Source organism: Pseudomonas oryzihabitans, assembly GCF_032027545.1.
Taxonomy (GTDB): Bacteria; Pseudomonadota; Gammaproteobacteria; order Pseudomonadales; family Pseudomonadaceae; genus Chryseomonas; species Chryseomonas oryzihabitans_F.
In genome coordinates this window covers 1-4,526 of the sequence record NZ_JAVSJB010000058.1, presented here as the reverse complement: position 1 = coordinate 4,526, position 4,526 = coordinate 1, and the positions used below count along the sequence as shown (strand labels likewise).

At 55.9% G+C, this 4,526-nt stretch carries 2 protein-coding genes; one reads left to right on the top strand and one right to left on the bottom strand.

Features of this window, described 5'->3' with window-relative positions; genetic code table 11:
• Nucleotides 1–62: 62 nt before the first annotated feature.
• Entirely contained in the window at nt 63–560 is a 498-nt protein-coding gene (locus RND78_RS28655; RefSeq protein WP_409457150.1) for a response regulator, read from the bottom strand.
• A 611-nt stretch (nt 561–1,171) separates the two neighbouring features.
• Here RND78_RS28655 and RND78_RS27520 point away from each other — a divergent pair.
• Nucleotides 1,172–4,105: a PAS domain S-box protein gene (locus tag RND78_RS27520; protein ID WP_312733384.1), complete on the top strand. Its 2,934-nt coding sequence runs from the start codon at nt 1,172–1,174 to the stop codon at nt 4,103–4,105.
• Nucleotides 4,106–4,526 lie beyond the last annotated feature (421 nt).

Below are 4,526 nucleotides of genomic sequence, written 5' to 3'. Positions count from 1 at the left end.
CTGAACAACGTACTGGGTTTACACAACTAGCGCTGATCAATAAGTCATGCAGACGAAGCCGTCTATCCTCGATGTATTTTTAGATCGGGTGATGACAGAGAGCCTTGGCTGCGTACTCGAACCCCGTGCCCTAGCTTCTTCCAAAGCGCATGCAAGGTCTCCAGGCAAGCCATTCCCGGCTGACCGAACGTTTTGGAACCATTGAGATGCGGCATCACTGCGGATTCGAATTCTGTAAAGCGCCATGGCTTGGCTAGCAAGCAGATGTCAGCAGGCAGAGCTGACCTACCAGGGTCCGCAAGCCCAGAAATCGCTATAACCGGAAGAGCAGGTCTCACTTGGTGGATGAGCCACGCTAGCCCTCGTCCATCCATCCTGCCTCGCATCCGCACGTTTATGATTGCCAGCGTGAGCCTGTCCGGATGAAGTCTGAAAAGATCAGCTGCCTCCTCAACAGTCGGGGTCCCGATTACAGAGGCTCCTAAAAGCTCCAGCAACCGGCAGGTGAGCTCACGCGTGAGTTTGTCGTCTTCTACGACAAGGACAAGGGGCTTGCACATGAGGTAAGAGCCTCCAGGGTACCCATGAGAGACAGCTTATCGCGCAAATTATTATCGAGGCCAGACAGGCGGATTAAGCCACCGATAGGCGGCGCCTCGCCAGGGCAGGCGAGTACGCTCAAGCCTGTTGTAAGCAAGGAAGCTCGGTGATGGCTACTGGCTGGCTCCCGAAACCCAATCCAGATATCGACGCTGCCATGCCCCCTTTGCTTGCAGCAATGAAGCAGGCAAGAGAGCTGGCCCCTTTGTCGCTTCACTACCCCATTGGGGGGCACATGCCCAGTGGCATTACGTGTGCAGATATGCGTCTGGCAGAGGACCTCGCCACCTTTCTACTGGTAAATAATCACCGCTATCGAGCTGAAGCCCATCTCATAGGTCATCTTGACTCACCGTGAACCTTCCTTCACTGCCAGTATCTCTGAACCAAGGCATTGCTAGCGCTGGATGATTGGTTACCTGGATTCCAGCGTGGGTGACTGCTCTCCGTTTTCGAAGCCGTTACGCCTAGCCGCTGTGCGTGAAATGCTATTTCCTTACGCTGTATGCGCCCTAATGAGCGCCCACAGGATCTGAGTTAACGGTCGCAGCATGCGACGAGGATGATGGGCTTGTCTGAATCAAATGTGCAGTCAATGCCTCGCAAGTGGCTTGAACGTGAGGTCATTAGGCTGCGGGGAAAAGGCCATCACAGTGGCCTTGATACCCTGCGCAAGCTCGCTATCTTCGATAGTGCGCTCGACTTCGCCATGATCGTGACCGACCCTACAGGCATCGTGACGGACTGGAACATCGGGGCTGAGCGAATTTTGCACTGGACAGCGCAGGAGATGCGCGGTCAAGACGCCTCCCGTTTTTTCACACCTGAAGACAGGGCCAATGACCGGGTTGAAGTGGAAATGCAAACAGCCCTTCGTGAAGGTCGCGCCGCTGATGTCCGCTGGCATCTACGTAAAGGGGGCGAACGCTTTTGGGCATCGGGTGAAATGATGCCGCTCTTGGACGAGCAAGAGGGGCATATCGGGTTCGTCAAAATCTTGCGAGATCGGACGGAGGAGCATCTTGCTCAGACGGCGAAGCGTCAGCGCGAGAAGCAACGCCGCGCTTTGCTTACGCTTAGCGATCAGTTTGATCACCATGCACAAGATGCCAAGGTGCTAATCAATGCAGCCTGTGAGATCTTGGGTGAGACGCTGGAGGTGCATTTAGTTGGGTATGGGCTAGTCGACCCTGAAGTCGAGAGCATTACGGTAGAGCGTGACTGGACACGAGGGTCATCCCCATCCATTGCCGGTACGCTGTACTTCCGCGACTACGGCTCTTACATCGAAGACCTCAAGCGTGGAGAGATGGTCGTTGTCTGTGATGCTCGCACTGATCTGCGGACTGCCGCTTATGCGTCTGCGCTGGAGCAACATGGCGCACGCGCCTTCGTAAATACCCCGCTGTTCGAAGACGGACATTTTGTTGCGCTGCTTTATGTCAGCACGAACGAGCCTCGCGATTGGAGTGAAAGCGAACTCCACTTTATTCGCGAGGTTGCCGCCCGGACCCGCGCCGCCACAGCACGGCGCCTGGCGGAACAGGCACTACGTGTCAGTGAACATCGGCTTGCAGCTTTGATACAGGCATCATCAGAGGTGCGCTTTCGCGTCAGTGCAGACTGGTCCAAGCTCTACGAGCTTTCGGGGGCGGGCTTCGTATCTGATACCACCGGCTCTAGCGATACGTGGCTGACCTCCTACATTCCCCCTCAAGACCAACCTCGGGTCCGTGAAGAAATCGCACGAGCCATACACTCTAAGTCGCCGTACGTTTTAGAGCATCAAGTCAACCGAATGGATGGAACGGTTGGCTGGGCATCGACTCGCGCGGTCCCTCTGCTCGACACTCACGGTGCAATTATCGAATGGTATGGTGCCGCGGCCAATATCACAGAGCAACGGCACGCAGAGCTTGCGTTACGCACGCTCAACACCACCTTGGAGCAACGCGTTGAGGCGCGTACGGCAGAGCGTAATCGCATCTGGCAAGTCAGCCGCGACATGCTTTTAGTATCGGACCTTGCGGGTGTCTGGTTGGCGGTCAATCCCGCGTGGACAACGTGTTTAGGTTGGGATGAGGATGAACTTCTCGGGACAACCTCCGCTTGGTTGGAGCACCCAGAAGACCAGCCACTCACCCGTCAGGAGATTCAGCAGGTAGCCAAGGGCAACCCTACCACGTTGTTTGAGAACCGCCTTCGCACTCGCGCGGGTGACTACCGAACATTAGCGTGGACGGCAGTCTGCTCCGGAGACAAGATTTATGCCGTCGCTCGTGATGTGACGGATGAGCGTGTACAAGCAGCAGCGCTGGCTGTCACTGAAGAGGCTTTGAGACAAGCGCAAAAGATGGAGGCGGTTGGCCAATTGACGGGGGGAATCGCGCATGACTTCAACAATCTTTTGGCCGGTATCTCTGGGGGACTGGAGCTGCTGAGTATTCGTGTCGATCAAGGCCGGTTTAACGACCTCGACCGTTACATCTCGGCTGCCCAAGGTGCGGCGCAGCGCGCCGCTGCCTTGACTCATAGGCTTTTGGCCTTCTCGCGGCGTCAACCCCTTAAGTCAAAACCTGTCGATGCGAATGAGCACATACAAGGGCTGCTCGAATTGTTGACGCGTACCGTAGGTCCCGCGATCGAGGTCAAGACCGTGCTCGGCCACGACCTCTGGCCTGTCGAGGTAGATCCTTCACAGCTGGAAAATACCCTGCTTAATCTCTGCATCAACGCACGCGACGCGATGCCTGACGGCGGCTTCATCACCATTACGACGGCTAACAGGTTTGTCGCCCAGGCAGAGGCTAAGAGGGACGACATCCCCACAGGAGACTACCTAACGGTATCCGTTACCGATACTGGCACCGGCATGACGCCTGAGGTTATGGCAAAGGTGTTCGATCCTTTCTTTACCACCAAGCCTATCGGGCAAGGGACGGGGCTGGGATTGTCGATGATCTATGGCTTCGCCAAGCAGTCCAACGGGCAGGTGCGAATTTGTTCAGAAGTAGGCTTCGGAACAACCGTAACTCTTTACTTACCACGCTATACCGGAGAGCTGGACCAACAGGTCGAACAGGCTAGGCCACAAGGGTTGCGCCCTGCTGTAGAGGGCGAAACTGTATTGGTGGTAGAAGATGAGCCGACGGTACGCCTGCTGATTACCGAAGTGCTCGATGACTTAGGGTACGTCGCCATTGAAGCTGGAGACGGTGCCGGGGGGCTTGCCGTTCTCCAGTCGGATGCCCGCGTGGATCTGCTGATCACCGATGTGGGGTTGCCGGGCAGTCTCAACGGTCGACAGGTAGCGGATGCAGGACGCGTCAGCCGTCCAGGACTGAAGGTCTTGTTTATCACCGGCTACGTCGATGTCCCGTTTTCCAAACAGGAAGAAGTGCCAGACGGCATGGCTGTGCTGATCAAACCCTTCAGCTTTGACTCTCTGACCTCTCGACTCCGAGAAATGCTTGAGAACAAGGGCGACACTACCCCTACAGGGTAATACTGACTACACCTAGAATCGCAACCAGATAATCGCTCTTCTGATGGCACCGGAGGAGCGCCTGTGAAGATGTTCGTGCATCTCGCGGAACTATGGGTGTGAGGTGAATTAGGGATACTCATTTAACGCCCACAGCTCCGCAAGCAGAGACTAAGGCTAGCAAATGGGTTAGCGCATTAGCTGACTGCGGACTATCCATTATCGTCTAACCTATGGGTAGGCATGCCATTCATGGGGTTCGCTATGGATAGTCTGAGGGAGCGGCTGGAGGCGCTGGATCCTCCGGTCAAGTCATTTCTAGAGTGGCGTGCCGACGGCTGGCTCGTTTGCTTGGTAGATCCTTCGGTGCCTGCAATGGTCTCGCGCGTCATCGAATGGTGTGTGATGAGCGACCTAGGCCAGTGGACTGGCCCCTACAAAA